This window comes from Streptomyces sp. NPDC037410 (assembly GCF_055602235.1).
Genome location: NZ_JBVJWR010000012.1, coordinates 24672 through 51605, shown reverse-complemented (window position 1 = coordinate 51605; position 26934 = coordinate 24672). Strand labels below are relative to the sequence as shown.

Sequence of the window (26934 nt, the reverse complement as noted above, 5' to 3'; positions counted from 1 at the left end):
GCCCGTTCCCGGCGCCCGCTCTCAACCGGACAGCCAGGTACGGATCTTGGAGGCCAGTTCCGCCTCGTCGACCGGCTTCGCCACGTAGTCGTCGGCGCCCGCCGCGAGCGCCTGGGCGCGGTCGCCCGGCATCGCCTTCGCGGTGACCACGATGACGGGGAGACCCGCGCGGTCCGGCAGCCGCCTGATGGCCTTGATGGCCGAGTAGCCGTCCATCCCGGCCATCATGACGTCCATCAGCACCAGCGCGATCTCGTCGTGCGCCGCGAGCACGTCGAGACCGGCCCGGCCGCCGTCGGCCGTGAGGACGCGCAGCCCGTTCCCTTCGAGGACCTCGGTGAGGGCGAACACGTTGCGGGCGTCGTCGTCCACCACGAGCACGGTCCGGCCCGCGAGGCCGTCCGGGGAGCCGGCGCCGTCCCGGCGGTCGGCGGAGGAGGCGCCGGGGACGGTCCGCGCGCGGCGGGCGGAGGCATCGGCGTCCGCCGCGAGCTCGGCGGGCCGCGGCGCGGGCAGGTAGAGGGCGAAGGTGCTGCCCCGGCCGACGGCGCTCCGCGCCTGGATGGTCCCGCCGAGGAGGCCGGCCACCTCGCGGGAGATCGAGAGGCCGAGACCGGTGCCCCCGTAGCGCCGGGCGGCCGTGCCGTCGCCCTGCTGGAAGGCCTCGAAGACGTTCCGGAGCTGCTCGGCGGGGATGCCGATGCCGGTGTCGGCGACCCGGAAGGCCAGGACGTGCCCGGCGCCGGCCAGGGCCGGCGGTGTCTCGGCGGACGACGCGTACTCGACGGTCAGCGACACCTCGCCCTCGTCGGTGAACTTCAGCGCGTTGGAGAGCAGATTGCGCAGGACCTGCCGGATGCGCGCCTCGTCGTTGACGAGCGTCTCGGGCGCGTCGTCCGCCAGGGTGACGGTGAACCGCAGGTTCCGCTCGTCGGCGACCGGGCCGAAGGTCGCCTCCAGGTACTCGAGGAGCTGCCGCAGGCGGAAGGGCTCCTGCCGGATGTCCATCTTGCCGGCCTCGACCTTCGACAGGTCGAGGATGTCGTTGATCAGCTGGAGGAGGTCGGATCCCGCGGAGTGGATGACCTCGGCGTAGTCGATCTGCTTCTCCGTCAGGTTCCCCTCGGCGTTCTGGCTGAGCAGCCGGGCGAGGATGAGCAGGCTGTTGAGCGGGGTGCGCAGCTCGTGGCTCATGTTGGCGAGGAACTCGGACTTGTACATGGAGGTACGGGACAGCTGCTGGGCCCGCGCCTCCAGCTCCTGGCGCGCCTGCTCGATGACCAGGTTCTTCGACTCGATGTCCTTGTTCCGCTCGGCCAGGAGGGCCGCCTTCTCCTTCAACTCGGCGTTGGAGCGCTGGAGTTCCTGCTGCCTCGTCTGCAACTCCTGCGTCCGTGACCGCAGTTCGTCGGCGAGCTGACGGGACTGGCCGAGGAGTTCGTCGGTGCGGAGGTTGGCGACCAGGGAGCTGAGGACGGCCCCCGCGCTGACCACGAACCGGTCGAGGAACTCCCGCCGGAGGGGTGTGAAGGGGCGGAGCGAGGCGAACTCCAGGGCGCCGAGCACCTGTTCCTCGACCACGACGGGAAGGACGATCAGCATGCCCGGGTCGCCGGAGCCCACTCCGGAGGCGATCGTGGCGTATCCGGCGGGCACGTGCTCGACGACGAGGGCGCGCCGGTCGTGGGCGGACTGTCCGACGAGGGACTGGCCGAGCCGGAAGCGGCGCGGTGGGGCGTCCGGGTCGTCGGGGGAGCCGTAGGCGGCGGTCATGACGAGCTCGGTGCCCTTCGCGCCGTCCTCGGCGAGGAAGAAGGCCCCGTACTGGGCGCCGATCAGCGGGGGCACCTCGGCCATGGTGAGTTCGGCGATCTCGGAGAGGCTGCGGGTGCCCTGCAGCAGTCCCGTGATCCGGGCGAGGTTGGTCTGGAGCCAGTCCTGCTCCTCGTTGGACCGGGTCGTGGCGCGCAGCGACTCGACCATCGAGTTGATGTTGTCGCGCAGGTCCCTGACCTCGCCGGGGGCGTCGACGGTGATCGAGCGGGTCAGGTCGCCCTCGGCGACGGCGCTGGTGACCTCGGCGATGGCGCGGACCTGCCGGGTCAGGTTCCCGGCGAGCTCGTTGACGTTCTCGGTGAGCCGCTTCCAGGTGCCGGAGACGCCCTCCACCTCGGCCTGGCCGCCGAGTTTGCCCTCGGTGCCGACCTCGCGGGCGACCCGGGTGACCTCGGCGGCGAAGGAGGACAGCTGGTCGACCATCGTGTTGATGGTGGTCTTGAGTTCGAGGATCTCGCCGCGCGCCGAGACGTCGATCCGGCTGGTCAGATCGCCCTGGGCGACGGCGGTGGTGACCTGGGCGATGTTCCGCACCTGGTTGGTGAGGTTGTCGGCCATGGAGTTGACGTTGTCGGTGAGGTCCTTCCAGGTGCCGGAGACCCCGTGCACGGTGGCCTGGCCGCCGAGTTTGCCCTCGGTGCCGACCTCGCGGGCGACCCGGGTGACCTCCTCGGCGAACGAGGACAGCCGGTCGACCATCGTGTTGATGGTCTCCTTCAGCTCCAGGATCTCGCCGCGCGCGTCCACCCGGATCTTCCGCGTGAGGTCACCGCCGGCGACGGCCGTGGCGACCTGGGCGATGGACCGGACCTGGGAGGTGAGGTTGTCCGCCATCGTGTTGACGCCGGAGGTCAGCTCGCGCCACACCCCCCGCGACCGGGGCTCACGGATCCGGCCGCCGAGCAGCCCCTGCGCGCCGACCTCGTCGGCGACCCGGGTGACCTCGGAGGTGACCAGCGAGAGGTGGCCGACCATGTCGTTGTAGACGCCGGCGATCTCGCCGAGGATGCCGCCCTCGGCGTCGGGGAGCCGGACGGAGAGATCCCCCTCCCGTACGGCGGTGAGCCCGGCGAGGAGCTGCCCGAGGCCGTCCTCACCGAGTTCCGTCTGCGGCACCGCCGGGTCCGGGGTGGAACCGTGCTCTGTCATGGACGACCTCGCACAAGGTGAGTGGCGCGGGCCGGGCGCAGGGGTGCCCGGAGGTCCCGCATCACCCTCCACTCTAGGCCTCGTCCGGGGCACCGGGGCGGGCCGTCACCTCCACTTCCACCTCGAACCACACGGCCTTCCCCCTGGCCCGGGGGACGCAGCCCCAGGCCGTCGCGAGCTGTTCCATGAGGTAGAGCCCGTGCCCGGAAGGGTCCACCGCGTGGTGCCGCCCGTGCGGCCGGGGCCGGACCGGGCTCGTGTCGCTGACCTGCACCCACAGTCGGCCGTCGGTGCGGTCGAGCCCCAGTTCGTACGGGACGCCACCGTGGGTGACCGCGTTGGTGACGACCTCGGAGACGAGCAGCAGGGCGTCCTGGACGGCGATCCGCTCCAGTTCCCCGGCGGGCCCGAACCAGTCGCTCAGGGCCCGCTGGGCGAGGTCACGGCAGTTCCGTACCACTCCGTCGCCCTCCGCCAGTTCGTAGCGGCGGGAACGTGCGGTCGCACGGCGTACGCGCGGGCCGGTCATAAGGGGCGGCTGCCCCGGCCTGCCTCCCCGAACCGCGAGGGGGGCACCATCCGGGGGTCAGGTTCCGTCACGGGTGTCCGCGAGCGCGGCGTCGGTGTCCGCGTACACCCGGAAGACCTTCAGCGCTCCGGTGATCTCGAAGATGCGGTGCACCGGCGGCCGCAGCCCGGCCAGATCCACGTGCCCGCCCGCGGCGAGCATCCGGAGCCGCGTCCGCAGGAGCACGTTCAGGCCGGTCGAGTCGCAGAACCGCAGCCCCGCGCAGTCGACGACGACGCGCACGGCCCCCGCGTGCTCCTCCAGCGCGTCCCGCAGGGGTTCCACCGTGTCGTGGTCGAGCTCGCCGTCGAGCGCGAGGACGACGGTCCCGGAGCGCCCGCCCCGGCGGCTCACCACCAGGAGACGGTCCGCCCGCGCAGTCCTCGTCGATCCCGTACGGCTCGCAGCCTCCATGGAGCTCACCCGTCTTCTCGCGTACGACTCCGGACCCGTCTCCGGACACCTCCGGCTCCGGCCGCGCACCTCCGTGGCCGACCGGAAGCTCCTACTTCACTCCTGCCCCGTTTCACCCGTTTCTGACACCCGGAGCGCGTCGGGTCCGACGCGGGGTCTACGACTCCGCCACGGGGGTAGCCGCCGGGCAGCTGGAGGGAGCCGACATGGACACCAAGAGGCAGGACCGCCGTGTGGTGGTCGGGATCGACGGATCTCCCGCCTCCTACGAGGCGCTGCGGTGGGCCGTACGGCACGCCCTGCTGTCCGGGGCCGCCGTGGACGCCGTCGCGGCGTACGAGCCGCCCGGCGCGGCGGGCTGGCCGGCTCCCCTGGTGGACGCCGGCTTCGACGGCGAACAGGCGGAGCGGGCGCTGGCCGACGAGATCCAGACGGTCCTCGTCCGGGCCGGTGACGTACGGCTGCGCGAGCACGTGGTGCGCGGCAACCCGGCCCAGGTGCTGACGGAGGCGGCGTCGGGCGCCGAGCTCCTCGTGGTCGGCAGCAGGGGGCGCGGCGGGTTCGGCAGCCTGCTGCTCGGGTCGGTCAGCCAGCAGTGCGCCCTGCACGCGCCCTGCCCGGTCGTCATCGTCCGCCCGGACACCGCCGAGAGGACGTGAGGTCGTCAAGGACCCGTCGTCGACGGTCACTTCGACGGCGGGTCCGGCGCGCTCAGGGCCTGTCCGGCGGATCAGGGTCGGGCGACGGTCCCTTCCCGAACCGTGCCGCGCCGCGCCGCAGGCGCCGACCCGCCTCCCCGACCTCCTTCCGGATCCGGGTCGCCACCTCGTCCATCGACTCCTCTTCCCTCGGCTCCTCGGGCGGCGCCTGGGAGCGGTCGGGTTCGTCCTCGCGATGGTGCTGGGCCACGTGACGGCGGCTGCCCCGGATCCCGCCGGCCATACTCCGGACGGCCGGCTGATTCGGGGACGTACGAGCGACGGCCGCGCGGTCAGCCGCCCGCCGCGGCGCCGTCCTGGAGGAGGCCGGCCCTGAGTTCGCCGAGGATGCGGGTGAGCAGACGCGAGACGTGCATCTGGGAGAGGCCGATCCGGTGGCCTATCTCCGCCTGGGTGAGCTCCTCGCCGAAGCGGAGCTCCAGGATGTGCCGGTCGCGCTCGTCGAGCCGGGCGAGCAGCGGCCGCAGCGCCGTCAGCGACTCGATCAGCTCGTACGAGGGCTCCGTGCTGGCCAGGTGACGGGCTCCCGCGCCGGGGGCGGAGTCCTCGTCGCCGGCGGGGACGTCAAGGGACCGGGCCGCGTAGCCGTGGGCCGCGAGCTGTCCCTCGGAGACCTCCGCCTCCGTCAGGTGCAGCTCCGCCGCCAGTTCCGCACGGCTGGGGCGGCGGCCGAAGTGCTGCTCCAGGGTGTCGGCCGCCTTCGCGAGGTCGATCCGCCGCTCCTGGAGCCGGCGGGGCACGCGTACGGCCCAGCTGGTGTCCCGGAAGAACCGCTTCATCTCGCCCACGATGGTGGGGAGGGCGAAGGCGGAGAAGTCGACGGCGCGGCCGAGGTCGAAGCGGTCGATGGCCTTGATCAGGCCGATCGTGCCGACCTGGACGATGTCCTCGACGGGCTCGGCGCGGTTCCGGAACCTCCGGGCGGCGAACTTGACGAGGCTGAGATTGAGCTCGACCAGCGTGTTGCGCACGTACGCGTACTCCGCCGTCCCCTCATCGAGGGCCCGGAGCCGTGCGAACAGCGCGACGGACAGGGTGCGGGCGTCGTCCGTGGAGACGGCGGTCGGGCAGGCCGGCTCGGGGAGCCCGTCGAGTGCCGTGCGGCGGGTCGTGGCCCCCGTGGTGTCGAGGCCCGGGCCGGGGACGTCGGCGGTGGTGAGGGTGGTGTCGGAGCGTTCTCCGGCGGTGGGCATGACGGCTCCTTCGACGGGGGCGATGGGCCTGCGTCGCAGCCGGGGAGCGGCGGCGGTGGTCCGTCAGTCGAGCGTCCTGACGAAAGGATGCCCGTCTTGGTGCGGTTTGACACGAATCGCGGGGGAAGCCGTAGAGACATGACGCGCCCCCGTCGGCGCACAGGGATCGGGAGGAGGTGTCCGCGATGGACGAGGCCCGGCTCTCGGCGCACGAGCGGCGCGTTCTGGCGGAGATCGAGGAGCAGCTGAACCAGCAGGAAGAGTCGCTGGCCCGCAGCCTGCGCACGATGCGGCGGGCCCCGCGCCTGCCCTTGCCCTCGCTCTCCCGAGCCCGCCGGCACCTTCCCTCCCTCGGCGTCGCGGCGCTCGGCGCCGTGACCCTCGCCCTGCTCGTGCTCGCGGTCGCCACCGAGGCGCCGCTGCTCATCTGGACGTTCGCCGCCGTGTGGGTACTGACCCTGGTCGCGATGCTGCTCCTGGTCGTCCGCTGGGTGAAGCGCCGGGCGGCGCCATCACGGTCGGACGAGTGAGGCGCCGGGCCCCGGCCCGGCCACACGCGCCGCCGCCCCGGCGAGTCCGGGGCGGCGGTGGCGCGCTCTCGGGACTGCGGTCCCGCTCACCAGCGGTACCAGCGGTACCAGTCGGCCCCAGGGGAACTCGGCACCGGCGCGTGTGCCCTCTTCGCCGCGGAACATGCGAGGGCTCCCCGTGACGTTTGAGCCGGTGTGTGCGGGTGAGGCGCAGAAGGGGCGGGGAGTGTCGCCCGAGAGGAACGCATCGTGTCGTCCGACGGAAAGCCTGACGGAAAGCCTGACGGAAAGACCGACGGAACGCCCGGCCGAAAGCCCGGCGCGAAGCCCGGCCGAAAGCTCGACGGAAAGAACGTGCTGGTCCTGACGACGAACTACGGGACGGAACAGGACGAGCTGCGGAAGCCCATGGCCGTCCTGCGGGAGAACGGCGCCCGCGTCACCGTCGCCGCACAGAAGGACGCGCCCGTACAGACCCTGGTCGGCGACCGGCGGCCCGGCGCCGTCGTCCAGCCGGACACGACCCTGGCGGAGGCGACGGCGGACGGGTTCGACGCCGTGGTCGTGCCGGGCGGCACCCTCAACGCCGACCGGCTGCGCGGCGACGACGAGGCCCGGCGGCTCGTCTCCGCCTTCGCCGAGGGCGGCAAACCGGTGGCCGCGATCTGCCACGGGCCGTGGCTCCTCGTGGACAGCGGGCTGGCCCGGGACCGTGAACTCACCTCGTACCCCTCCCTCCGTCCCGACCTGGAGAACGCGGGCGGGACCTGGCGGGACCGGGACGTCGTCGTCGACGCCTCGGCGGGCCACCCCCTCATCACCTCTCGCCGTCCGGCCGACCTCGACGCCTTCGCCGCGGCGATCGTCGACACCCTCGACGGCGGCGGGACGCCGGCATGACGGGAGAGAAAGGAGCTCGGACCCATGCGCGAGAGCGGGATGGAGAAGGCGAAGGGCAGGATCAAGGAGGCCACGGGGAAGGCCACGGGCGACCGGCGGATGGAGGCCGAGGGCAAGGCCGACCGCGCGAAGGGGACGGCCCGCGAGGCCATGGAAAAGGTCCACGAGGCGGCCGCGAAGAGCCGCGACGCGATGAAGCGGCGCGAGTCCTAGAGCACCTTCGTACGCGAGTCCTCGTGCACGTTCGTACGCGAGCCGGCGCGGCGCGCGGGCGTGTCAGGGCCCCCGGCGGATCCCCTTCCCGCCGGGGGCCCGCCCCGCTCGCGCCGTCCCTCGTTGACGGCGCCGGGACCGGGCAGCCGCGCCGTGAGAGGGCACCACGACCACAGTGAATGACAGGTGATGGCCATGACCACCGCACGAGACATGATGACCCCGGACGCGACGTGCGTCCGCTGGTCCGAGACCCTCGTCGAGGCCGCACGCAAGATGGCCGGGCTCGGTGTCGGGGCGCTGCCGATCTGCGGTCCCGACGGGAGGCTGAAGGGCATGCTCACCGACCGCGACATCGTCGTGAAGTGCGTCGCCCTGGGGAGGGACCCGGAGCGGTGCACGGCCGGCGAACTCGCCCAGGACGAGATCGTCACCGTCGGCGCGGACGACAGCGCCGAGCGGGTGATGAGCGTCATGAGCGAGCACCGGATCCGGCGGGTCCCCGTCATCGACCAGCACGTCCTCGTCGGCATCATCGCCCAGGCCGATGTCGCGCGTGCGATGCCCGACCCGCAGGTGGGCGACCTGGTCGGGACGGTCTCCGCGGAGTCCTGAACCCTGGGCACCGGGCGCCCCCGGCCCCGTGTACCCAGCACGCCGAGTTCGGGGGCCGCCGCCCACTGACCCCGGCATGCCGTGACGACCGGTAAGGAGGCCGCAGATGAGCAAGATGGAGCAGACGATCGACGTGGACGTGCCCCTGCGGAACGCCTACGACCAGTGGACGCAGTTCGAGGAGTTCCCGAGGTTCATGGCGGGCGTCGAGGAAGTCCGGCAGATCGACGACCGGCACTGCCACTGGCGGACCAGCGTCGCCGGCGTCCGGCAGGAGTTCGACACCGAGATCGTCGACCAGCTTCCGGACCGGCACATCGCCTGGCGCACCACGGGAGGCGACGTACGGCAGAGGGGCGTCGTCAGCTTCCAGCCCCTGGACGACGCGCACACCCGGGTCCGGCTCACGATGGACGTGGAACCCGACGGCATGGCGCAGAGGGCCGCCGAGGCGATGGGCATGCTCGACCGCCAGGTCAAGGCGGACCTCCGGCGCTTCAAGGGCTTCATCGAGCACCGCGCGGACGCGACCGGCGGCTGGCGCGGCCGGATCCGCCCCGAGGACGCCGACACCGCGCCGGCGAGGGAGCACAGGCGTACCACCGAGAAGGGCCCCGAAGCGATGAGGGAGCCGCCCGGCCCGGTGGCGACCCCCGAGCGGGCACGCCGGGCCCGGCAGACGCGGCCCTGGAGGCTGCCGCCCGAGAACGAGCCCGGGACGCGCTGACCACCGAGGCTCCCGGTACGGGAGCAGAGCCGTTTGCCCGCCGACGCGCTGGGAAGCCGCCGCAGAGGAGCTCGTACGACCCGTCCCCTGGAGGATCGCTCAAGCCGCCCGTCGACGAGCCCGCCGAAGAGCGCGGGGAACGACGCGGCGACGCTGACCGCCTCCCACGACTCCGCCGCCCACCCCCTTGGTGACACCATGGGCCTCGACTTCCGCACCCCGCTCCTGTACCTGCGGAGCGACGAACCGGCCTGCCACGTGGCGCTCATCGACCGCACCGGCGCCGGCTTCGAAACGCGCGGCCCCCTGGGCGCCTTGGAGGACGCGGACGGCCCGGCGAGCACCGTCCGGGGCCCCTGGACGGCGCGCCCGGTCCGTCCGCCGAAGGCGTTCCCGCGGTGGTGGAGGCCGTACGCGAGCACCGGGTCGCCACCCTGCTGCTCGGGCACGACGCCGCCGAGGCGGGCCGCCCGGTCTGGGTCGGCCCCGGCGCGTACGACATCGCCGTGGGCCGTACCGAGGCGAGGAACCGGGGGATCGGCCGGCCGGAGGAGGCGCGCGCCGACGACGCCCTGCTGCGCGCCTGCGTCGCCGCCGGCTCCGAAGTCCTCGTCGTCCCCGAGGAGGCGACGGGCCCGGCCGGCGGTCTCGGCGCGGTCCTGCGCTGGAACCCCTGACCCCCCGCCACCACGGAGCGGGCGGCCCTGCGCGACCAGTCGCAGGACCGCCCGCCCCGGCTGACCGGCCGTCAGCCGGCCGTACGTGATCCGGCCCACGCTCCGTCCCGTCAGTTGGTCGGGATTCGGTGAAACCTTGCGGCTCCCCGTACCGTCCTCTCACCAGGGAGATGGTCGGAAAAACGGGGAGTGGGGATTCCATGGGGCAGGGCAAGTACACCGCGCACATAGCCGTGGTGGCTTCGGCGGTAGGACTGAGCCTGGCGGTGTGGGGAGCCGCGGCACTGATGGACAACGAGGCCGTCGCGCGGATGGGGGACTCGTCCACCTCGCAGACGCCCGCCGGGAAGCCCAAGGCGCCCGCGCAGGTGCGGCCCGAGAAGGTGCCCGAGAGCATCGCGCACGCGGCCGAGGCAGGGGGTTCGGCCGTGAACATCACCATCGACGACGGCCCCGACGCCCGGTGGACGCCGCAGATGCTGGACATCCTCAAGGAGAACGGCGTCAAGGCCGTGTTCTGCATGGTCGGCCCGATGGCCAAGCAGAACCCCGACATCGTGAAGCGGGTCGTCGCCGAGGGCCACCGGCTCTGCGACCACACCGTGTCCCACGACACGACGATGGACAAGAAGCCCTTCGCGTACCAGAAGCAGGAGATCCTCGACGCGAAGAAGATGATCGAGGACGCGGCCGGGGGAGCGAGGGTCGACTACTACCGCGCGCCCGGCGGCGCGTTCACCCCGGACAGCCGCCGCCTCGCCTCCGGTCTGGGGATGCGGCCGCTCGGCTGGAACGTGGACACCAAGGACTTCGAGCGGCCGGGCACGGCCTCGATCGTCAACACCGTCAAGAACGAGCTGTCGAACGGTCCGACGATCCTCTTCCACGACGGCGGCGGCGACCGCAGCCAGACCGTCGCGGCCCTGCGGCAGGTGCTCCCGTGGCTGAAGCAGAACGGACACACCTTCAGCTTCCCCGTACGCACCACCCCGTGAGCCCTCCGCTCGTACGCCCGCCCCACGGCCCGAAATCCGCATGCACCGGGCCGTGCCGGGCTGGCAGCATGCCGGAATGGTCCACGCTCTCGAACGTCTGGTCGTCCGGCACACCCGTCGTCTTCCCCTCCCGGCCGGGAACACAGGGCGGAACGACGGGGGCGTCACGGCACGGCGGTTCGACGCCGCGCTGATGTCGGCCGGGTTCAAGCTGTCGGCCGGGCTGCTCGACGAGCTGGCCCGGCTGCCGGAGGAGACGGTCGTCGCCCTCGCCGCCCGCACCTTCGACACCGTCCGCGAGACGGTCGGCGACCACGTCCGGCACAACGTGTACTTCGTCGACTTCCCGGCCAACGTGCCCGACACCTTCGAGTTCTGGATGCGCTGCGTCGCCGAGGCCCTCGACGACGACACCGCGCGCCCCGGCGTCCTCCGGCGGCTGCGGGCCGGCGTGCTCGACCTCCTCACCCTCCCGTCGTACGGCGTCTACCGCCACACGTACGAGCAGATGCTCGCCGCGCACGACGAACTGATCGCCGCGGCGGGCGACCGCATGACGGTCCTGCACCCCGGCGGCACCCTCGACGACGAGGTCACCGCCCTCTATCTGTCCCTCGCCGGGAGCACCACCCCGCTCGCTGACGACCACCTGCGCGACCTCGCCGTCCTCGCCGCCCACCGGATCAACGGCCCGCAGCCCGAGGCGATCCCGGTCCGGGAGATCCGCGCCGTCGTCAACCGGGCCCGTCTCGACGCAGGCGCGGATCTCCTCCTGGACACCGTCACCGACGTGCTGCGCCTGGCCTGCGCGCTCTCCGACGGGGACGTCACCCTGCGCGAGCCGACCCGGTTCCGGGCGCTGTCCAGGCCCGTCCGCCGTGCCCTGCTCGCCGGTCTCGACGCCGTCGTCGCCGAAGCCCCCGCGAAGCTCGCCGACGTCGCCGCCCACCGCGAGGCGTGGAAGCGCCTCGGCGAGCGGCTGCACCCGCGCGAGTACCCGCGTCGGCCGTACGCCGCCGAGGTCTTCGCCGTCGCCCGGGGCGAGAAGAAGGCGCCGTCCTTCGACAGCCGCGTCGAGGAACTCCTCGGCCGCGGCGACGTCGCCGGGGCCGCCGCACTCCTGACGGCCGCCCCCGGCAGGCTGCTGCGCGCCCTGGACCGGCTGCTGTGCGCGGCGGACGGGCCGAAGGAGGTCGACGCGGTCCTCGCCGCGTTCGAGAGCGCCGTCCCCCGGGTCTCCGGCCGCGTCCTCCTCTCCCTCCGCGAGCACGTCCAGAACCGCGCGGGGACGACGGGGGACCGGCGGGTGTTCGTGAACCGGGCCGGCGCCGCCTGGGTCACCGCCGAAACCCGTCCGCCGCTGCCGCCCGCCGTGCGCGAGCGCCTGTGCGCCGTCCTCGACGCCGAGACGCGGCGCCGGCTGCCCGCCCCCGGCCGGCTGCTCGTCGACCCCGCCGTCCTGGACGTGGCCCTCCCGCTCAGCGGCCGCGCGACCGCGGCGGGGTTCGGCGTCCTGCCGCGCGGCTCCGTGTCGCCCGTCGAGGGCGAGCTGCTGCGCTTCTTCACGTACTGGAAGCAGACCGCGCGCAGCACCGACTACGACCTGTCGGCGCTGGTCCTGGACGCCGACTACGCGACCGTCACCTGGCTCTCGTACACCGCGCTCACCACCGTCGAGGGCAGCCACTCGGGCGACGTCACCGACGCCCCCGACGGCGCCTCGGAGTTCATCGACCTGCGGCTCGGGGCGGTCCGCGGCAGCTTCGTCGTGCCGCAGGTGAACCTCTACTCCGGGGAGGGCTTCGAGGAGGTCGAGGAGTCGTTCTTCGGCTACATGCTGCGCGAGACCGAGCAGAAGGGCCGCCCGTTCGAGCCGCGCACGGTCCGGATGAAGTCCGACCTGCGCGGTCCCGGCCGGGTCGCGCTGCCGCTCGCGTTCGAGCGCGGCGAGGACGGCCGCTGGCGCGCGCGGTGGCTGCATCTGTATCTGAGGGGCAATCCGTCGGCGAACCGGGTCGAGGAGAACCGGGTGTCGGTCTCCGTACTGCTCCGGGGGCTGCTCGCCCGTACGCCGCTGACGGTCCGCCACCTGATCGACCTGATGGCCGCCGACGCCACCGCGACGGCCTGGTGGGACGGCTCGACCCTGCCGGACGGGCCCGTCACGTACATCGGTCTGGAGCGCCCCGACGGCCTGCCGGAGGGCTCGCGCGTCCTCACTCCCGAAAATCTGCGCGACCTGATCCCGGCCTGACTGCTACGGTCGTCCCGGGCGAGGCCATGAAGAGGCTTCCTTCTCAAAACCACTTGAAATAGTCTCTTCGCTCTCCTCGCCCCTCAGCTTGCGTGACCCCCCGTTCGGACGGTGAGAACGGTCGGAGCGGGGGTCGACCGTGACCCGCGGCAGGCCGGCCCGTTGTGAGGGTGTGACCTCAACACGACGCATCTCCTCGATCCTCGCCGTCGCCGCCGCCTTCTCGTGCCTCGGCGGGGCCGCCGCCGGCACCGCGTCCGCCGCCGACGCCACCGGCCCCCTCGGCCCCAAGATCAACCCGATCAGCGAGCTCGACTCCCTCGCCACGACCGGCATCCCCGAGGAGTCCCGCGGGCGGTTCCCCGGCATCGCGGGCCAGCTGAACGGTCTCAGCCGGGTGAACGAGCTGGGGCAGCTGCGCCAGCTGACCGACCTGGCCGCACCGGCCACCGGGGTGCTCCCCGAGATCTCCACCTGACCGACCCGACACGAACCCCTCCGAAGGTCCGGTGCCCCGACGGCGCCGGACCTTCGCCGTGTCCGCCGCCCGGGGTCAGCGCTTGGCGGGTGTCTCCCGTACGGGGTGCCTGCTCATGATCGAGACCCGGTTGAAGGCGTTGATCGTGATCGCCACCCAGATCACCGCCGAGATCTCGTCGTCGCTCAGCGACCGGCGCGCGCTGTCGCAGGCACGGTCCTGCGCGAGGGCGTCGGCGGGCGCGGTGGTGGCCTCCGCGAGGTCGAGCGCGGCGCGCTCGCGGTCCGTGAAGAGCTCGGTGTCGCGCCAGGCGGCGAGCACGCCCAGGCGGCGGGCCGTCTCGCCCGCGCGCAGAGCGGCCCTGGTGTGCACGTCGAGGCAGTACGCGCAGCCGTTGATCTGGGACACGCGGAGGTTGACGAGCTCCACCAGAACGCGGTCGAGCCCGGCCTCGGCGGCCGTCGCGCGCACGGCTTCGGATGTCTGGACCAGCGCGTGGTAGGCCTTGGGGCTCTGCTTGTCGACGTAGATCCGCTTGTCCGCCGGGGCTCCTGCCGTGTCGCTCACCGTGCGCTCCTTCCGGGCCGTGCCCGCCTCGACCGCGAACAGTGCGTGTCACCGTCGCAAGGGCTATCATCGCCCATGATTGTTGAAAATGGAACTATCTCTGGAGGGGAGGGGCGGCATGAGTATCGCGGAGACCGAGGTCCTGACGGCACGGGACGTCCCGCTCGGCGGGCCCCGGGCGATGACCGTGCGCCGCACGCTCCCGCAGCGCGCCCGCACGCTCATCGGCGCCTGGTGCTTCGCGGACCTCCCCCACGCTCGGCTTCGCTCGCGCGGGGGGCCCCATCGGCCCCGACGACGTCGCCGAGTCCGGCGGCATGGACGTCGCCCCCCAGCCGCACATCGGACTGCAGACGGTGAGCTGGCTGTTCAGCGGCGAGATCGAGCACCGCGACAGCCTGGGCAGCCACGCGTACGTACGCCCCGGCGAGCTGAACCTCATGACCGGCGGGTACGGCATCAGCCACACCGAGGTCTCGACCGCCCGCACCACCGTCCTGCACGGCGTACAGCTGTGGGTGGCCCTCCCCGGGGCGCACCGGGACACCGCCCGGGACTTCCAGCACTACGCCCCCGGCACGGTCCGCGTCGACGGAGCGGGCATACGGGTCTTCCTCGGGTCGCTCGCCGGCTCGGCCTCCCCGGTCCGGACCTTCACCCCGCTCCTCGGCGCCGAACTCGTCCTCGACCCGGGCGCGACCGTCACCCTCCCCACCGACCCCGCCTTCGAGCACGGCCTGCTCGTCGACACCGGCGAGGTCCGCATGGCCGGAACGCTCCTGCGCCCCGCCGAGCTCGGATACGCCGGCACCGGGGCCGACGCCCTGACCCTGACGAACGAGTCGGACGCCCCCGCCCGCGCGGTCCTCCTCGGCGGCACTCCGTTCGAGGAGGAGATCGTCATGTGGTGGAACTTCATCGGCCGCAGCCACGAGGACATCGTCGAGGCACGAGAGGAGTGGGAGAAGGCCTCCGACCGTTTCGGCAGCGTCGACGGCTACCCCGGCGACCGCCTCCCCGCCCCCGCCCTGCCCAACGCCCGGATCGCGCCGCGCGGGAACCCCGCGCGCCACTGACCGTTCACGGCTCACGCCCACACCCTACGAAAGGCACTCCCATGACCGAGCAGTCCACCACCCCCGTCGTCCAGCGTGTGGACGCCCGTCACCGGTACGAGATCCTCGTCGACGGCGAGCGCGCGGGCCTGACGGCCTACCGCGACCGCGACGACCGCCGGGTCTTCTTCCACACCGAGGTCGACGAGGCCTACGCGGGCCGGGGCCTGGCCTCGATCCTCATCGAGCAGGCGCTCACCGACGTCCGCGCCTCGGGGATGCGCATCGTCCCCGTCTGCCCCTACGTCGCGAAGTTCCTGAAGAAGCACGACGAGTTCGCCGACATCACCGACCCGGTGACGCCCGAGGTCCTCCAGTGGCTGGACGGACAGCTCAAGCGCTGACCCCCGGTCGCTCCCGGCCTCCGGCCCCGGCCCCCGGCCCCGGTCAACACGACGCACGCGGAGGCGAACGCTTCCCCCGTATGGACGAGTCGCACGCGCCCCTGCCCGCAGGCCCCCCGATCCGGGGGGCCGAACGGGCGACCGAACCACCGGGTGGAGGGCACGTCGCCGGCCGACTCCCGACGGGTTGGCCGGAAACCCGCTGGTGACAGGGATAAACATCATTTCGAGCAAGATCACTGCAAGGAGTTAATGCCCTCGGACTCTCTGAGCGAGGCGGGCTCGGCGGCCGTTACTGTTCCCCGAGATCTGGACCGATTCCCGGATCTTCGCCCCCCTTCGTCTTCTTTCACCGGTTTTCGACGCATCCGTGCGCTGAACGCCGCCCTCGCCAAGGAGAGCTCGTCCCGATGACCGTTGACGACCGCCCGGTGCAGCTGGGGCCGCCCCAGCAGTCCAGCCTCAGCACCGCGGCCGCCCGCAACCTCGCCACCACGACCAAGTCCGCCCCGCAGATGCAGGAGATCAGCTCCCGCTGGCTGCTGCGGATGCTCCCCTGGGTGGAGACCAAGGGCGGCGCCTACCGGGTGAACCGCCGGCTGACCTACACCGTCGGCGACGGACGCATCGAGTTCGTCCAGGACGGCTCCCGCGTCCGCGTGATCCCCCGCGAGCTCGGCGAACTGGCCCTGCTGCGCGGCTTCGAGGACGGCGATGTGCTCAACGCGCTGGCCGACCGCTGCGTCCAGCGCGACTTCAGCGCCGGCGAGGTGCTCGTCCAGCGCGGGGGGCCCGCCGACCAGATCCACCTGATCGCCCACGGCCGCGTCAACCAGACCTCCGTCGGCAAGTACGGCGACGAGGTCGCGGTCGCGACGCTCGCCGACGGCGACCGGTTCGGCGAGAACGCCCTCCTCGACGGCGACGCGGGCTGGGACTACACCGCGACGGCCGAGACCTCCGGCACCCTGCTCACCCTCTCCCGCGCCGACTTCACGAACATCCTCAACTCGGCGCCGAGCCTCCGGTCCCACATCGAGGAGTTCAGCTCGCTGCCCGACCAGCGGCAGAACAAGTACGGCGAGGCCGAGATCGCCATGTCGGCCGGCCACAAGGGCGAGGCCGACATCCCCGGCGCCTTCGTCGACTACGAGCTCAAGCCGCGCGAGTACGAACTCTCCGTCGCCCAGACCGTCCTCAAGGTCCACACCCGGGTCGCCGACCTCTACAACGGGCCGATGAACCAGACGGAGGAGCAGCTCAGGCTCACCGTCGAGGCGCTGCGCGAGCGCCAGGAGCACGAGCTCATCAACAACCCGGAGTTCGGCCTGCTCCCCAACGCCGACTTCAAGCAGCGGATCCAGCCGCACTCCGGCCCGCCCACCCCGGACGACCTGGACGAGCTGCTCTGCCGCCGCCGCAGCACCAAGCTCTTCCTCGCCCACCCCAAGACGATCGCCGCGATCGGGCGCGAATGGAACCGTGCCGGGCTCTACCCCGACACCATCGAGCTCCAGGGCCACCGGGTCCCGGCCTGGCGCGGGGTCCCGATCCTGCCCTGCAACAAGATCCCGATCAGCAAGGAGAACACCAGCTCCATCCTCGCCATGCGTCTCGGCGAGGACAACCAGGGCGTCATCGGTCTGCGTCAGACCGGACTGCCCGAGGAGGTCGAGCCGGGCCTGTCGGTGCGGTTCATGGGGATCAGCGAGCAGGCGATCATGTCGTACCTCGTCACGACGTACTACTCCGCCGCCGTCCTCGTCCCGAACGCGCTCGGCGTCCTGGAGAACGTGCAGATCGCGCGCCGGCGCGACTAGGCCCTCCCCACCGCAGGCCACCACCACCCGGACCATCCGGGCCGGGCCGGCGTGCCCGGAATCCGGGACGGCCCACCCCTCTTTCCAAGGAGTCACGGATGCCCGATCCCGGGCCTTCCCCTCTGCAGTCCAGCCTGCCCGGCGCCGCGGCCTCGTTCACCGCCCGAGTCCTCGCCGACGCGGCGGCCCACGGCATCGCCCTCCCGCACGCCCCGGCCGCGGCAACCGGCCCGGCCGAGGCACCGGCCGCCCCCGCCGAAGCCCACCCGCAAACAACAGCCGAGGCCACCGGGGCCCCTGCCGGGCTCCCGACCGGGCTCCCCACCGGGCTCCCGACCGGGCTCCCCACCGGGCTCCCCACCGGGGTCCCTGCCGGGATCCCCACCGGGCCCCTGACCGGGCTCTCCACCGGGGTTCCCGCCGACGTCTCCGCCGCGGCTCCTGCCGGGCTCCCCGCCGCGGCTCCCGCCGGGCTCTCCGCCGAGGCCCCCGTCGCCGCGGTCCCGCGGATCCAGCCCGATCCGGGGTGGGTTCCGCGCGGTCCCAGCGGTCTGGGCACGGCGGGGCTTTCCCTGGCGCCCCGCGCGGATCTCCCGGCCCTCCCGGCGGAGCCGTCCGTGGCGCCGTCGGACGCCCTGATCATCCCGGGCCTCTACTGGCACCCCGTGCCCGAACCCGACCCGGTGCGCGTGGAGGAGCTCAGCCTCCGCATCAAGTCCTGGGCGCTGGACGAGATCCAGCTCTACCCCGAGGACTGGGAGGGCGACTTCGACGGGTTCCACGTCGGGCGCTACATGGTGGCCTGCCACCCGGACGCCCCGACCATCGAGCACCTCATGGTCGCCGCCCGGCTGATGGTCGCCGAGAACGCCGTGGACGACTGCTACTGCGAGGACCTCGGCGGTTCGCCCATCGGTCTGGGTGGACGCCTCCTCATGGCGCACACCGCCCTGGACCCGCTGCACTCGACGGCGGAGTACCAGCCGGTGTGGGCGGAGTCGCTGCACGCGGACGCGCCCCGGCGCTCGTACCGCTCGGCCATGGAGTACTTCGTCCGTCTGGCGACGCCGTCCCAGGCCGACCGGTTCCGGCACGACATGGCCCGACTGCACATGGGCTACCTCGCCGAGGCCGCGTGGGACGAGACCAACCACGTGCCGGAGGTCTGGGAGTACCTGGCGATGCGGCAGTTCAACAACTTCCGCCCCTGCCCCACCATCACCGACACCGTCGGCGGCTACGAACTCCCCGCCGACCTGCACGCCCAGCCGGCCATGCAGCGGGTCCTCGCGCTCGCCGGCAACGCCAGCACCATCGTCAACGACCTCTACTCGTACACCAAGGAACTCGCCAGCCCCGGCCGGCACATGAACCTGCCCGTGGTGCTCTCCGAGCAGGAGAAGCTCTCGGAGAAGGACGGCTACCTGAAGGCCGTCGAGGTCCACAACGAGCTCATGCGCGACTTCGAGGCCGCGTCCGCCGAGCTGGCCGCCGTCTGCCCCGTCCCGAGCGTGCTCCGCTTCCTGCGCGGAGTCGCCGTCTGGGTCGACGGCAACCACTACTGGCACCAGACCAATACGTACCGCTACAGCCTGCCCGATTTCTGGTAAGAACGGATTCATCTGTGACCAACACCGAGCTCTCCACCGTCGACTCCGCGTTCGTTCCCGGCCCGGCGACGCCGTACCAGGGAGACATCGCCCGTTACTGGAACGCCGAGGCCAGGCCGGTGAACCTGCGCCTGGGTGACGTCGACGGGCTGTACCACCACCACTACGGCATCGGCGCCGTGGACCATGCCTCCCTCGGGGACGTCGAGGACAGCGAGTACGAGAAGAAGCTGATCGCCGAGCTGCACCGCCTGGAGTCGGCGCAGGCCGAGGTCCTCCTGGACAACCTCGGCGCCATCGGCAGCGAGGACACCCTCGTCGACGCCGGCTGCGGCCGCGGCGGTTCGAGCGTGATGGCCCACCAGCGCTTCGGCTGCAAGGTCGAGGGCGTCACCCTCTCCTCCACGCAGGCCGAGTTCGGCAACCAGCGCGCCAAGGAGCTGGGCATCGAGGGCCACGTCCACGCCCAGGTGTGCAACATGCTGGACACCCCCTTCGAGAAGGGCAGCATCGCCGGCTCGTGGAACAACGAGTCGAGCATGTACGTCGACCTGGACGACCTGTTCGCCGAGCACTCCCGGTTCCTGAAGGTCGGCGGCCGCTACGTGACCATCACCGGCTGCTGGAACCCGAGGTACGGCCAGCCGTCGAAGTGGGTCTCGCAGATCAACGCGCACTTCGAGTGCAACATCCACTCGCGCCGTGAGTACCTCAAGGCGATGGCCGACAACCGGCTCGTCCCGCAGGCCGTCATCGACCTGACGCCGGACACCCTGCCCTACTGGGAGCTGCGGGCCACGTCCTCGCTGGTCACCGGCATCGAGGAGGCGTTCATCGAGTCGTACAAGGACGGCTCCTTCCAGTACGTCCTGATCGCGGCCGACCGCGTCTGACGCACCGGTCCACGGCCGAGGGGCGGGTCCGTCATCCGACGGACCCGCCCCTCGCGTCATGCCGCGGCTGCCGTCTCCTTCTCGGGGGTCCCGGCGGCCGGTGCGCTCACCCGCTCGGTACGGGGCGCCTGGCCGGTCCGCAGGCCGAAGCGGGCGATGACGGCGACCAGCGCGAAGGCGACGGCGCCGATCCCGAAGGTGAGGGTGAAGCCGGACTCCGCGGGCAGCGCCGGGACGCCGGCCGGGAGGTGCTCGATGGTCTTCGAGGCCAGGATCGTGGTGACCACGGCGCTGCCGACCGCGCTGCCGGTGGAGCGGGAGATGGAGTTGATGCCGTTGGCGATGCCGCTCTGGTGGTGCGGGACGCTCGACATGATGACGGCGGGCATGGCCGCGTAACCGAAGCTGACGGCCGCGCCGACGATCACACCGGCGCCGATGACCGAGGCGGTGTGGCCGTGGTCGAGGGCGAGCCAGCCGAAGCCCACCGCGCCGAGCGCGGCGGCCAGGGTCAGCGCGGTGCGCGGGCCGCGGTGGCGGACCAGCCGGCCGCCGATCGGCGAGGCGAGCAGGGAGACGATCGCGCCGGGCAGCAGGAACTCGACGGAGGCCCGCAGGATGGACGCGCCGAAGCCGTAGCCGGTGAGGGCCTCGGGCATCTGGACGAGGTACGAGACGCCCAGGAAGTTCGCGAACATGCCGAAGCCGACGAGGATGCCGGCCAGGTTCGCCATGAGCACCGGCCGGTGCACGAACATCCGCATGTCGACGAGGGGCTCGCGGACCTTGAGCTCGGTGAGGACCCAGACGACGGTCATGACGGCCGCGGCCGCGAAGCTGCCGAGGGTGCGGCCGGAGGTCCAGCCCCACTCGTGGCCCTGCGAGATCGGCAGCAGGAGCAGCAGCAGGGTGGCGCCGAGGGTGAGCGCGCCGAGGAAGTCGGTGCGGCCGCCGGTCTTGTGGCGGGTCGCGGGGACCAGGAACACGACGGCGAGCAGGGCGATCGCGGCGAAGCCGGTGGCCATCCAGAAGGCGCTGCGGTAGTCGGCGTCGGAGCCGGAGGTGAGCAGGCCGGTGGCGACGAGCGCGAGGCCGCTGCCGAAGGCCAGGGTGCCGCTGACGAGCGACATCGCGCCGGGCAGCTTCTGCGGGCGGACCTCCTCGCGCAGCACGGACAGGGCCAGCGGGAAGATCGCGGTGGCGGCGCCCTGGAGGACGCGGCCGAGGATCAGCAGGGGGAGCGAGGTCGCCAGGGCGGCGACGACGGAGCCTGCGACCATGACGCCGAGGACGGCGACGAGGGTGGGCTTCTTGCCGCGCTGGTCGCCGAAGCGGCCGAGCAGCGGGGTGAAGACGGCGGCGGAGAGCAGTGTGGCGGTGGTCACCCAGCTCACGTTCGCGGCCGAGGTGCCCAGGTCGGCGCGGATGAGGCCGAGGATCGGGACCGGCAGGGTCTGCATCATCGACACGACCATGGCGGCGAGGCTCAGCGCGAAGACGATGCGCGTCTCGCGCCGGGGGTCGGCGGCGGGCGGGGTGGTCTCGTGACTCATGGGTGGGGGCCTTCTCAGTGCTTCACGTCGTAGATGTTTGATGTCATCAAGTAATGCGTCGAAGGTAGGCCTCAATGGTTGAGGAGGTCAAGTGAATGATTGAGGTCCTTAAGTAAATAATTGATAATGTCAAGGATCCTGGGTACGCTCGACGCATGAGCGCGACGACCCCCGAGACGCCCACCAAGCTCCAGCTGCTTGAGCTCCTCGCCGCCATCGGCACGGCCCAGTGGCGCGACTTCGCCGCGGCCGCCGCCCACCACGGACTGACGTCCACGCAGGCCAAGGTGCTCGCCCAGCTGAACGGCCCGCTGCCGATGCGCGCCCTCGCCACGCTCCTCGTGTGCGACGCGTCGAACGTCACCGGGATCGTGGACCGCCTGGAGGGACGCGGGCTGGTGCGCCGCGAGGCCGACGCCTCGGACCGGCGCGTCAAGAACGTCGTGGCGACCGACGAGGGCCGGGGGGTCATCCGGCGGGTCCGCGAGGAGATGCAGGCCACCCACGGCGCCCTCGACACGCTCGGCGCGGAGGACAGCGCCACCCTGTACGGACTGCTCGCGCGGCTGCGGCCGGGCATGGAACAGGGCGCCTGAGACGGGCTGCGCCCGGGTGTGGAGAAGGGCGCCTGAGAAAGCCCGCGGCCGGGCATGGCGAAGGGCGCCCGACAGGATCCGGACATGGCGAAGGGCGCCCGACAGGATCCGGGCATGGTGAAGGGCGCCTGGACGGGATTCCCCGTCCAGGCGCCCACACGCCGTTTCAGCTCTCGCGCTCCCCGAAGGCCTTCAGGATCTGCTCGGCCGCCAGCGTCGCCGTCAGCTCGCCGTCCCTGACCCGCCGCTCCAGGGAGGGCGTGACGTCCTGGACCGCCGGGTCCGTGTGCAGCCGGCGCAGCAGCTCGTCGCGGACCATCGACCACGTCCAGTCGACCTGCTGGTCCTGCCGCTTGGCCGCGAGGCGGCCGGTCGAGTCGAGGAGCGCGCGGTGCGACCGCAGCCGCTCCCAGACCTCGTCGAGGCCCGCCGACTCCCGTGCGCTGCAGCTGAGCACCGGCGGCGCCCAGGCGGCGTCGGCGCCGTGCATCAGCCGCAGCGCGCCCGCCAGTTCCCGCGCGGCGGCGCGGGCGTCGCGCTCGTGCGGGCCGTCCGCCTTGTTGACGGCGACCACGTCGGCCAGCTCCAGGACGCCCTTCTTGATGCCCTGGAGCTGATCGCCCGTCCGGGCCAGGGTGAGCAGCAGGAACGAGTCGACCATGTTCGCCACGGCCGTCTCGGACTGACCGACGCCCACCGTCTCCACGAGCACCACGTCGTAGCCCGCGGCCTCCATCACGACCATCGACTCGCGGGTCGCCTTCGCGACACCGCCGAGCGTGCCGGCGCTGGGGGAGGGGCGGACGAAGGCCGCCGGGTCGACGGCCAGTCGCTCCATCCGCGTCTTGTCGCCGAGGATCGAGCCGCCCGTACGGGTCGACGACGGGTCCACGGCGAGCACGGCCACCCGGTGGCCGAGGCCCGTCAGCATCGTCCCGAACGCGTCGATGAAGGTCGACTTGCCGACCCCGGGCACCCCGCTGATCCCGATCCGCACGGCCTTGCCGCTGTGCGGCAGGAGCTCGGTGAGGAGCTCCTGCGCGAGGGCCCGGTGCTGCGGGCGCGTCGACTCGACGAGGGTGATCGCGCGCGCGATCACCGCCCGCTTCCCGTCGAGCACGGCCTTGACGTACGTGTCGAGACCGATCACAGGTCGTGCCCGAGGCCGGCCGCGAGCCGGGTCACCAGGTCGTGGGCCGCGTCGGGGATCACCGTCCCCGGCGGGAACACGGCCGCCGCACCCATCTCCAGGAGCGTCGGCACGTCCTGCGGGGGAATCACGCCGCCGACCACGATCATGATGTCCTCGCGGCCCTCCGCCGCGAGCTCCTCCCGCAGCGCCGGCACGAGGGTCAGGTGACCCGCGGCCAGCGACGAGACCCCGACGATGTGCACGTCCGCCTCGACGGCCTGACGCGCCACCTCGGCCGGGGTCTGGAACAGCGGGCCCACGTCCACGTCGAAGCCCAGGTCGGCGAAGGCCGTGGCGATCACCTTCTGGCCCCGGTCGTGGCCGTCCTGGCCCATCTTGGCGACCAGGATGCGCGGCCGACGCCCCTCGGCCTCGCCGAAGGCGTCGACCAGGGCCCGGGTGCGCTCCACGGAGGGGGACTCGCCTGTCTCGTTGCGGTACACGCCGGAGATCGTACGGATCTGCGCCGCGTGCCGCCCGTACACCTTCTCCAGGGCCGCCGAGATCTCGCCGACGGTGGCCTTCGCGCGGGCCGCGTTCACCGCGAGCTCCAGGAGGTTGCCGTCGCCGCCCGCGGCCCGGGTCAGCGCGTCGAGCGCATCCTGGCAGGCGGTCTCGTCGCGCTCCTCGCGCAGCCGCCGCAGCTTCTCGATCTGCTGGGCGCGGACCGAGGAGTTGTCGACCTTGAGGACCTCGATCTGCTCGTCGGACGCCACGCGGTACTTGTTGACGCCGATCACCGGCTGCCGACCGGAGTCGATACGGGCCTGGGTGCGGGCCGCCGCCTCCTCCACGCGCAGCTTCGGGATGCCCGCGTCGATGGCCTTGGCCATGCCGCCGGCCTGCTCGACCTCCTGGATGTGCTTCCAGGCGCGCCGGGCCAGGTCGTACGTCAGCTTCTCGACGTACGCGCTGCCGCCCCACGGGTCGATCGTCCGGCAGGTGCCCGACTCCTGCTGGAGGAGCAGCTGCGTGTTCCGGGCGATGCGCGCGGAGAAGTCCGTCGGCAGCGCGAGGGCCTCGTCGAGGGCGTTGGTGTGCAGCGACTGGGTGTGGCCCTGGGTCGCGGCCATCGCCTCCACGCACGTCCGCGTGACGTTGTTGAACACGTCCTGCGCGGTCAGCGACCAGCCGGAGGTCTGCGAATGCGTGCGGAGCGACAGGGACTTGGCGTTCTGCGGGTCGAACTGCTTGACCAGCTTCGCCCACAACAGGCGCGCGGCGCGCAGCTTCGCGATCTCCATGAAGAAGTTCATGCCGATCGCCCAGAAGAACGACAGGCGCGGCGCGAACGCGTCCACGTCCAGGCCCGCTTCACGCCCCGCGCGGATGTACTCCACACCGTCCGCCAGCGTGTACGCCAGCTCCAGGTCGGCCGTCGCGCCCGCCTCCTGGATGTGGTACCCGGAGATCGAGATGGAGTTGTAGCGCGGCATCCGCTGCGAGGTGTACGCGAAGATGTCGGAGATGATCCGCATCGACGGACCGGGCGGATAGATGTACGTGTTGCGGACCATGAACTCCTTGAGGATGTCGTTCTGGATGGTCCCCGCCAGCTTCTCGGCCGGAACACCCTGCTCCTCGGCGGCGACGATGTACAGCGCGAGCACGGGCAGCACCGCGCCGTTCATCGTCATCGACACGGACATCTTGTCCAGCGGGATGCCGTCGAACAGCTGCCGCATGTCGTAGATCGAGTCGATGGCCACGCCGGCCATGCCGACGTCACCCGTGACGCGCGGGTGGTCGCTGTCGTAGCCGCGGTGCGTCGGCAGGTCGAAGGCGACCGACAGGCCCTTCTGGCCGGCGGCGAGGTTGCGCCGGTAGAAGGCGTTCGACTCCTCGGCCGTGGAGAAACCCGCGTACTGACGAATCGTCCAGGGCTGGTTCACGTACATCGTCGGGTACGGGCCGCGCAGGTACGGGGCCATGCCCGGGAGGGTGTCCAGGAAGTCCAGGCCCTCCAGGTCCTGCCCGGTGTACAGCGGCTTGACGGCGATGCCCTCCGGGGTCTCCCACAGCAGGTCGTCACCGCCCGCCGCCCGCTTCACGGCCGAGCGCCACTCGTCGGGCCCGCCCCCGGCGGCCTGTGCCCCGAGCTCGATCCCGGAGAAGTCGGGGATGGACATCAGGACACTCCCATGCGGTCGAGGGTCGTGGAGAGCAGGGCGACGGCGTCGCAGCCGGCGAAGACGTACGTGTCGACACCGGCGTACGACCCGGGGCGCCCGGCCAGGAGGACGTGCTCGGCCCCGGCCGCGCGCAGCTCCCCGGCGGCGGCCTCCGCCCCCTCCTCGTACAGCGCGTCGCTGGAGCAGAGGCAGGCCTCACGGGCACCGCTCTCCTCGAACGTGCCCTCGGTGACGGCCTCGATGCCGCCCGCCTGGAACAGGTTGGCGGCGAAGGTGAGCCGGGCCGAGTGCGCGGCCGCCGGGCCGAGCGCCGCGAGGAACACGCGGGGCCGGGCGCCGGTCGCCGCGAGATGGGCGTCGGAGCGGGCGCGCAGCGCCTCGTACGCCTCGTCGCGCCGGACGCGGGGGAGACCGCCGGACAGCGGCTCCGGCGCGGGCGCGCGGTCCACGGGCTTCTCCGCGAGGTGCGGGAACTCGCTGACGCCGGTGATCGGTTCCCGGCGCGTGGCGAGCTTCCTGCTGCGGGCGGCCCAGGTCTCGGCGAGCCGCTCGCCGATCGCACCCGAGCGCAGCGCGGCCTCCTGACCGCCCTCGCGCTCGATCGTCTGGAAGAACTCCCAGGCGGCGTGCGCGAGTTCGTCGGTGAGGCGCTCCACGTACCAGGAACCGCCCGCCGGGTCGATCACCCGGGACAGGTGGGACTCCTCGATGAGGACGGTGGAGGTGTTGCGGGCGATCCGCCGGGCGAACGCGTCGGGCAGACCGAGCGCCTCGTCGAAGGGCAGCACGCTGACGCTGTCGGCGCCGCCCACACCCGCGGCGAGCGTCGCGATGGTGGTGCGCAGCATGTTCACCCACGGGTCGCGGCGCGTCATCATCACCGGCGAGGTCACCGCGTGCTGGCGCTGCGCGCCCGCCTCCGGGGCCCCGCAGGCCTCGGCGACACGGGCCCAGAGACGGCGGGCGGCGCGCAGCTTCGCGATCGTCAGGAACTGGTCGGCGGTGGCCGCGTAGCGGAACTCCAGCTGCCCGCACGCCTCCGTGACGCTCAGTCCGGCCCCGGTCAGACCCCGCAGGTACGCCACGCCGGTCGCAAGGGAGCAGCCGAGCTCCTGCGCGGCCGAGCCGCCCGCCTCGTGGTACGGCAGGGCGTCCACGGTCAGGGCCCGCAGCCCCGGGTACGTGTCGGCGCAGCGGCGCGCCAGGCCGGCGACGGACGCCAGGTCGTAGGCCGCGTGGCCGGTACGGGCCTCGTGACCCAGCGGGTCGGCGCCCAGGTTGCCCCGGGCCGCCTCCGGGGCGACGCCCCGCTCCTCGTACAGCCGAAGGAGCCGCTCGGCGGCCGCCGCCGTCTCGTCGCCCGCGTCGAGGACGACGGGCGCGAGGTCGAGGTAGACGCCGTCGAGGACGCCGTCCAGCGAGGACACCGGGATGCCGGAGCCGCCGACACCGAGCCACAGCGAGGTGACGCCGTTCTCCAGGTCGGCGAGGACCGCCTCGCCGTCGGCCGTCACGTGCCGCTGGCGCACGTCCCAGCCGCCGGCGGTGTTGCCCTCGGCCCGCCCGCCGCGCACGAAGGGCGCGAAGCCGGGCAGACCGGGGTCGGGCGCGGAGTCGCGCGCGGTGTACAGCGGGCGGGTGTCGAGGCCGTCCTCAAGGAGGGTGGACAGGGCGTCCTCGGCGGCGTCGCCGGAGACCTCCTTGCCCGCCTTGCGCAGGACACCCGCCACGAGGTGTTGCCACTGCTCATGTGGCGCGTCTGGGAATTCGGACGCCAGGGAGAGCCCGTCGTCAGGCAGGACCGTCATGGCTCGGATGCTAGGGGAGATCCACAAAGGAGCAGA

23 protein-coding genes and 2 pseudogenes are annotated in these 26934 nt (G+C 72.5%); 16 read left to right on the top strand and 9 right to left on the bottom strand.

What is annotated here, in order from left to right:
* Window positions 1-21: 21 nt before the first annotated feature.
* The 3 genes from ACZ7HT_RS20930 to ACZ7HT_RS20920 all read right to left on the bottom strand — a co-directional run bounded on the left by ACZ7HT_RS20930 (window position 22) and on the right by ACZ7HT_RS20920 (window position 3967).
* Window positions 22-2985: a HAMP domain-containing protein gene (locus tag ACZ7HT_RS20930; protein ID WP_471167845.1), complete on the bottom strand. Its 2964-nt coding sequence runs from the start codon at window positions 2983-2985 to the stop codon at window positions 22-24.
* 73 nt (window positions 2986-3058) lie between these two features.
* Entirely contained in the window at window positions 3059-3514 is a 456-nt protein-coding gene (locus tag ACZ7HT_RS20925) for an ATP-binding protein (protein ID WP_471167843.1), read from the bottom strand.
* A gap of 57 nt (window positions 3515-3571) precedes the next feature.
* Window positions 3572-3967: an STAS domain-containing protein gene (locus tag ACZ7HT_RS20920; protein WP_471167840.1), complete on the bottom strand. Its 396-nt coding sequence runs from the start codon at window positions 3965-3967 to the stop codon at window positions 3572-3574.
* Between the two features lie 206 nt (window positions 3968-4173).
* On the opposite strand from ACZ7HT_RS20920, the gene ACZ7HT_RS20915 reads away from it, so the two are divergent.
* A complete protein-coding gene (locus tag ACZ7HT_RS20915; RefSeq protein WP_471167838.1) occupies window positions 4174-4626 on the top strand; it encodes a universal stress protein in 453 nt (150 codons plus the stop codon).
* A 332-nt stretch (window positions 4627-4958) separates the two neighbouring features.
* On the opposite strand, the gene ACZ7HT_RS20910 is transcribed toward ACZ7HT_RS20915, so the two are convergent.
* On the bottom strand, window positions 4959-5879 hold the full coding sequence (locus ACZ7HT_RS20910) for a SigB/SigF/SigG family RNA polymerase sigma factor (protein ID WP_471167835.1): 921 nt from the start codon (window positions 5877-5879) through the stop codon (window positions 4959-4961).
* A 185-nt stretch (window positions 5880-6064) separates the two neighbouring features.
* On the opposite strand from ACZ7HT_RS20910, the gene ACZ7HT_RS20905 reads away from it, so the two are divergent.
* The 9 genes and pseudogenes from ACZ7HT_RS20905 to ACZ7HT_RS20865 all read left to right on the top strand — a co-directional run bounded on the left by ACZ7HT_RS20905 (window position 6065) and on the right by ACZ7HT_RS20865 (window position 13268).
* Window positions 6065-6409, top strand: coding sequence for a DUF3040 domain-containing protein (locus tag ACZ7HT_RS20905; protein WP_471167833.1), 345 nt, complete (start codon window positions 6065-6067; stop codon window positions 6407-6409).
* Between the two features lie 249 nt (window positions 6410-6658).
* On the top strand, window positions 6659-7309 hold the full coding sequence (locus ACZ7HT_RS20900; RefSeq protein ID WP_471167831.1) for a type 1 glutamine amidotransferase domain-containing protein: 651 nt from the start codon (window positions 6659-6661) through the stop codon (window positions 7307-7309).
* A 24-nt stretch (window positions 7310-7333) separates the two neighbouring features.
* A complete protein-coding gene (locus ACZ7HT_RS20895) occupies window positions 7334-7522 on the top strand; it encodes a CsbD family protein (RefSeq protein ID WP_471167829.1) in 189 nt (62 codons plus the stop codon).
* Window positions 7523-7717: 195 nt separating this feature from the next.
* A complete protein-coding gene (locus ACZ7HT_RS20890; RefSeq protein ID WP_471167827.1) occupies window positions 7718-8137 on the top strand; it encodes a CBS domain-containing protein in 420 nt (139 codons plus the stop codon).
* 106 nt (window positions 8138-8243) lie between these two features.
* Window positions 8244-8711, top strand: a pseudogene (locus ACZ7HT_RS20885) (SRPBCC family protein); the annotation flags it as partial.
* Window positions 8712-9262: 551 nt separating this feature from the next.
* Complete coding sequence (locus tag ACZ7HT_RS20880) at window positions 9263-9541, top strand: hypothetical protein (RefSeq protein ID WP_471167825.1); 279 nt, start codon at window positions 9263-9265, stop codon at window positions 9539-9541.
* Between the two features lie 200 nt (window positions 9542-9741).
* Window positions 9742-10536: a polysaccharide deacetylase family protein gene (locus ACZ7HT_RS20875; protein WP_471167822.1), complete on the top strand. Its 795-nt coding sequence runs from the start codon at window positions 9742-9744 to the stop codon at window positions 10534-10536.
* A gap of 76 nt (window positions 10537-10612) precedes the next feature.
* Window positions 10613-12790, top strand: coding sequence for a TerD family protein (locus tag ACZ7HT_RS20870; RefSeq protein WP_471167819.1), 2178 nt, complete (start codon window positions 10613-10615; stop codon window positions 12788-12790).
* A 172-nt stretch (window positions 12791-12962) separates the two neighbouring features.
* Window positions 12963-13268: a hypothetical protein gene (locus ACZ7HT_RS20865; protein WP_471167817.1), complete on the top strand. Its 306-nt coding sequence runs from the start codon at window positions 12963-12965 to the stop codon at window positions 13266-13268.
* A 75-nt stretch (window positions 13269-13343) separates the two neighbouring features.
* Here ACZ7HT_RS20865 and ACZ7HT_RS20860 read toward each other — a convergent pair whose 3' ends face one another.
* The gene (locus ACZ7HT_RS20860; RefSeq protein ID WP_471167814.1) at window positions 13344-13835 is read right to left on the bottom strand and encodes a carboxymuconolactone decarboxylase family protein; all 492 of its coding nucleotides are present in this window, start codon (window positions 13833-13835) and stop codon (window positions 13344-13346) included.
* A gap of 88 nt (window positions 13836-13923) precedes the next feature.
* On the opposite strand from ACZ7HT_RS20860, the pseudogene ACZ7HT_RS20855 reads away from it, so the two are divergent.
* From ACZ7HT_RS20855 to ACZ7HT_RS20835, 5 genes and pseudogenes are all read left to right on the top strand, one after another.
* A pseudogene (locus ACZ7HT_RS20855) lies at window positions 13924-14911 on the top strand (pirin family protein).
* 41 nt (window positions 14912-14952) lie between these two features.
* Window positions 14953-15294: a GNAT family N-acetyltransferase gene (locus ACZ7HT_RS20850; RefSeq protein ID WP_471167812.1), complete on the top strand. Its 342-nt coding sequence runs from the start codon at window positions 14953-14955 to the stop codon at window positions 15292-15294.
* Window positions 15295-15704: 410 nt separating this feature from the next.
* Window positions 15705-17114: a family 2B encapsulin nanocompartment shell protein gene (locus ACZ7HT_RS20845; RefSeq protein ID WP_471167810.1), complete on the top strand. Its 1410-nt coding sequence runs from the start codon at window positions 15705-15707 to the stop codon at window positions 17112-17114.
* Window positions 17115-17212: 98 nt separating this feature from the next.
* Complete coding sequence (locus ACZ7HT_RS20840; RefSeq protein WP_471167808.1) at window positions 17213-18724, top strand: family 2 encapsulin nanocompartment cargo protein terpene cyclase; 1512 nt, start codon at window positions 17213-17215, stop codon at window positions 18722-18724.
* A 14-nt stretch (window positions 18725-18738) separates the two neighbouring features.
* Complete coding sequence (locus ACZ7HT_RS20835) at window positions 18739-19617, top strand: geranyl diphosphate 2-C-methyltransferase (protein WP_471167805.1); 879 nt, start codon at window positions 18739-18741, stop codon at window positions 19615-19617.
* A gap of 56 nt (window positions 19618-19673) precedes the next feature.
* Here the strand turns inward: ACZ7HT_RS20835 and ACZ7HT_RS20830 are convergent, their stop codons facing one another.
* Window positions 19674-21170, bottom strand: a complete 1497-nt coding sequence (locus ACZ7HT_RS20830) for an MFS transporter (RefSeq protein ID WP_471167803.1) — start codon at window positions 21168-21170, stop codon at window positions 19674-19676.
* 155 nt (window positions 21171-21325) lie between these two features.
* Here ACZ7HT_RS20830 and ACZ7HT_RS20825 point away from each other — a divergent pair, with 155 nt between their 5' ends.
* Window positions 21326-21766, top strand: a complete 441-nt coding sequence (locus tag ACZ7HT_RS20825; RefSeq protein WP_471167801.1) for a MarR family winged helix-turn-helix transcriptional regulator — start codon at window positions 21326-21328, stop codon at window positions 21764-21766.
* Between the two features lie 166 nt (window positions 21767-21932).
* Here ACZ7HT_RS20825 and meaB read toward each other — a convergent pair whose 3' ends face one another.
* Genes meaB through ACZ7HT_RS20810 form a run of 3 tightly spaced genes read right to left on the bottom strand, consistent with a single transcriptional unit; the run spans window position 21933 to window position 26898 of the window.
* The gene (gene meaB / locus ACZ7HT_RS20820; RefSeq protein ID WP_471167798.1) at window positions 21933-22916 is read right to left on the bottom strand and encodes a methylmalonyl Co-A mutase-associated GTPase MeaB; all 984 of its coding nucleotides are present in this window, start codon (window positions 22914-22916) and stop codon (window positions 21933-21935) included.
* Complete coding sequence (gene scpA / locus ACZ7HT_RS20815; RefSeq protein ID WP_471167795.1) at window positions 22913-25087, bottom strand: methylmalonyl-CoA mutase; 2175 nt, start codon at window positions 25085-25087, stop codon at window positions 22913-22915. Before scpA ends, meaB begins: the two co-directional genes overlap by 4 nt.
* Window positions 25087-26898, bottom strand: a complete 1812-nt coding sequence (locus ACZ7HT_RS20810; RefSeq protein WP_471167792.1) for a methylmalonyl-CoA mutase family protein — start codon at window positions 26896-26898, stop codon at window positions 25087-25089. The genes scpA and ACZ7HT_RS20810 overlap by 1 nt, the downstream gene beginning before the upstream one ends.
* Window positions 26899-26934 lie beyond the last annotated feature (36 nt).

Excerpts from the sequence above, each read along its gene's own strand:
- ACZ7HT_RS20895 (WP_471167829.1), top strand. The coding sequence starts at position 7,334 with ATGCGCGAGAGCGGGATGGAGAAGGCGAAGGGCAGGATCAAGGAGGCC.
- ACZ7HT_RS20915 (WP_471167838.1), top strand. The coding sequence starts at position 4,174 with ATGGACACCAAGAGGCAGGACCGCCGTGTGGTGGTCGGGATCGACGGA.
- scpA (WP_471167795.1), bottom strand. The coding sequence starts at position 25,087 with ATGTCCATCCCCGACTTCTCCGGGATCGAGCTCGGGGCACAGGCCGCC.
- ACZ7HT_RS20890 (WP_471167827.1), top strand. The coding sequence starts at position 7,718 with ATGACCACCGCACGAGACATGATGACCCCGGACGCGACGTGCGTCCGC.
- ACZ7HT_RS20840 (WP_471167808.1), top strand. The coding sequence starts at position 17,213 with ATGCCCGATCCCGGGCCTTCCCCTCTGCAGTCCAGCCTGCCCGGCGCC.
- ACZ7HT_RS20930 (WP_471167845.1), bottom strand. The coding sequence starts at position 2,985 with ATGACAGAGCACGGTTCCACCCCGGACCCGGCGGTGCCGCAGACGGAA.
- ACZ7HT_RS20875 (WP_471167822.1), top strand. The coding sequence starts at position 9,742 with ATGGGGCAGGGCAAGTACACCGCGCACATAGCCGTGGTGGCTTCGGCG.
- ACZ7HT_RS20920 (WP_471167840.1), bottom strand. The coding sequence starts at position 3,967 with ATGGAGGCTGCGAGCCGTACGGGATCGACGAGGACTGCGCGGGCGGAC.
- ACZ7HT_RS20925 (WP_471167843.1), bottom strand. The coding sequence starts at position 3,514 with ATGACCGGCCCGCGCGTACGCCGTGCGACCGCACGTTCCCGCCGCTAC.
- ACZ7HT_RS20825 (WP_471167801.1), top strand. The coding sequence starts at position 21,326 with ATGAGCGCGACGACCCCCGAGACGCCCACCAAGCTCCAGCTGCTTGAG.
- ACZ7HT_RS20850 (WP_471167812.1), top strand. The coding sequence starts at position 14,953 with ATGACCGAGCAGTCCACCACCCCCGTCGTCCAGCGTGTGGACGCCCGT.
- ACZ7HT_RS20910 (WP_471167835.1), bottom strand. The coding sequence starts at position 5,879 with ATGCCCACCGCCGGAGAACGCTCCGACACCACCCTCACCACCGCCGAC.
- ACZ7HT_RS20870 (WP_471167819.1), top strand. The coding sequence starts at position 10,613 with ATGGTCCACGCTCTCGAACGTCTGGTCGTCCGGCACACCCGTCGTCTT.
- ACZ7HT_RS20845 (WP_471167810.1), top strand. The coding sequence starts at position 15,705 with ATGACCGTTGACGACCGCCCGGTGCAGCTGGGGCCGCCCCAGCAGTCC.
- ACZ7HT_RS20905 (WP_471167833.1), top strand. The coding sequence starts at position 6,065 with ATGGACGAGGCCCGGCTCTCGGCGCACGAGCGGCGCGTTCTGGCGGAG.
- ACZ7HT_RS20810 (WP_471167792.1), bottom strand. The coding sequence starts at position 26,898 with ATGACGGTCCTGCCTGACGACGGGCTCTCCCTGGCGTCCGAATTCCCA.
- ACZ7HT_RS20830 (WP_471167803.1), bottom strand. The coding sequence starts at position 21,170 with ATGAGTCACGAGACCACCCCGCCCGCCGCCGACCCCCGGCGCGAGACG.